Below are 2,024 nucleotides of genomic sequence, written 5' to 3'. Positions count from 1 at the left end.
TCGCAGTGTGTGGGGTCGTATCGCCGATCGATCTCTCCTGCCAGAGTTCCTGCCTGTCATCGGTCCACTCGATGACGTTGTTGCGGTGATCCTGCTGCTGCGATTTGCAGCGAGAAGCATTGCACGCGGCACACTGCTGGCCGCGTGGCCGAGCGACCCAGGGCTGCTCGAGCGACTTCTCGGCCGTGGCCGCGCCGTGTCACCAAACGACTGACCACCGAGCCCCGCGGACAGGTTTCCTGTCCACGCCGAAGAGGTTTGCCGCGTGCGCGCACATCCGGAGAACCGCGCGTCCGATCATGGGCATGTGCGCGACCACACGCCCATGATTCGACGGACGGCCGGTCCGGCCTGGGGGCGTTGCTGGGGGCAGGCTCGTCCCACGGGGGAACCTCGGCGGCGGCGTGTCTCCGTTGCTCATGGTAGGCATCGAACCGGGTCGGATCGACGGGTCGGTGCGATCCGCCGGGCCCACGCCGCGGGACGGCGACTCGGTCGCGGCGACACGCTGAACGTTGATGGGCGCGCGGTCAGGTTGAGTCGATAAGATCCATTTCGCCGAAATGGATCTTTCAGGGATGCTGGGTGGGCACCGGTAGGCGGCATGCGGCACGACCACTCCGATCCGTGACCGACCCGCCGCCTCTGCTGTCGGTGGAGGGGCGGGTTGAAGACGGTCCTGGCCGACCCGCCGTGGCGGTTCACGAACCGCACCGGAAGGTCGCCGCGGCGCGCCGTGACGAGGGGAGTTCCTGCTCAACCGGCGAGGTTGCCCGGCCTTTGGGCGGCGTGCCGGGCACCGCTCAGCCGAGATGGGTGCGCGGTTCGGCGTACCCCCACGTCGAGCAGGTCGTTCCCCACCAGCACCCGCCCGCCGTAGCCGCGGCCGACGTTGCGTCGCCACTGCCGGTTGCTGACCAGCAGCGGGTCGGCCGGCACCAGGTGGGTCAGCACAAGGGTGTCGACCTCCGCCGACTCCGCCAGCGGCCCGAGCTCGGTGACGTCGGTGTGCGACTCGCGCAGGTGCTCCAGCAGGGCCGGCGGCAGGCCGAAGAAACGCTCGTAGAAGTCGATGTCGATGACCTCGTGCACCAGCAGATCGGCCCCGTGCGCCAGCCGCACCACGTTCTCCGATGCCGCGGTGTCACCGGAGAAGACCACCGATCCGTCCGGGGTGTCGAAGCGGTAGGCAAACGAGGGGAACACCGGGCCATGGGGAACCAGCACGGCGCTGACCATCACCACCCCGTCGTCTGCGATGGTGAACGGCTCCATCGGCGGCGCGGTCGGCCCCAGCGGGTCGGCACCCACGTCCGGCACATCGACCTCGTGAATGCGTAGCAGGGTCCGGGGATCGGGGATGCCGGAGTCGCGCAGGAACAGGTTCGTGCTGTAGGCGAACGCCCTCACCTGCAGCCGGGTGAGGTCCGCCAGGCCCGGGGTCGGGTTCCCTGGGGCGATCGTGGGGACCGGGCCCGGCCGGAACGGTGGCGGCAGCGCGCCCGCGCGGCCCGGCCCGTACACGTCGACCGGTTCGACGATGCCGTCGTTGCTGTCGTTGAGGCCGAAGCCGCCCAGCATGAAGAAGTCGAAGAAGTCGATGGCATGGTCGGCGTGCAGATGCGTGATGAAGATCGCCTTCAGGCTGGTCAGCTGCAGCAGCGCGGCCTTGAACTGGGTGACCGCGCTGCGTCCGCAGTCCACCACGTAGGTGCGGTCGCCGACCACCAGCCATGGCGTCGATGCCCTGCGCGCGTACGCGTTGTGCCTGGCCGGCGACGACACGGAGAGGTGGCCGGACCTGGTGCTGTTCCTCGGCGACCAGGTGTACGCCGACGAGACCCCCGAGGAGATGCGGGCGTTCATCGAGTCCCGCCGCGACGTCGACCAGCCACCGGGCACGGAGCTGCGGGACTACGAGGAGTACGCGCACCTGTACCGGCTGGCGTGGAGCGACCCGGCGAACCGGTGGCTGCTGAGCACGCTGCCGAGCCTGATGATCTTCGACGACCACGACATCCGCG

3 protein-coding genes are annotated in these 2,024 nt (G+C 69.3%); 2 read left to right on the top strand and 1 reads right to left on the bottom strand.

From position 1 onward, the window contains the following. Positions 1 to 214 (top strand): hypothetical protein (locus VF468_20485; protein HEX5880668.1); only part of this gene is annotated, 214 nt, incomplete at its 5' end. 542 nt (positions 215 to 756) lie between these two features. Here VF468_20485 and VF468_20480 read toward each other — a convergent pair. Next, the gene (locus tag VF468_20480) at positions 757 to 1,728 is read right to left on the bottom strand and encodes an MBL fold metallo-hydrolase (GenBank protein ID HEX5880667.1); all 972 of its coding nucleotides are present in this window, start codon (positions 1,726 to 1,728) and stop codon (positions 757 to 759) included. On the opposite strand from VF468_20480, the gene VF468_20475 reads away from it, so the two are divergent. After that, positions 1,712 to 2,024 (top strand): alkaline phosphatase D family protein (locus tag VF468_20475; protein HEX5880666.1); only part of this gene is annotated, 313 nt, incomplete at its 3' end. The two genes, VF468_20480 and VF468_20475, sit on opposite strands and share 17 nt — an antisense overlap.

It is taken from the genome of Actinomycetota bacterium (genome assembly GCA_036280995.1).
Classification (GTDB): Bacteria; Actinomycetota; CALGFH01; order CALGFH01; family CALGFH01; genus CALGFH01.
This window is presented reverse-complemented; position numbering and strand designations above follow the sequence as displayed.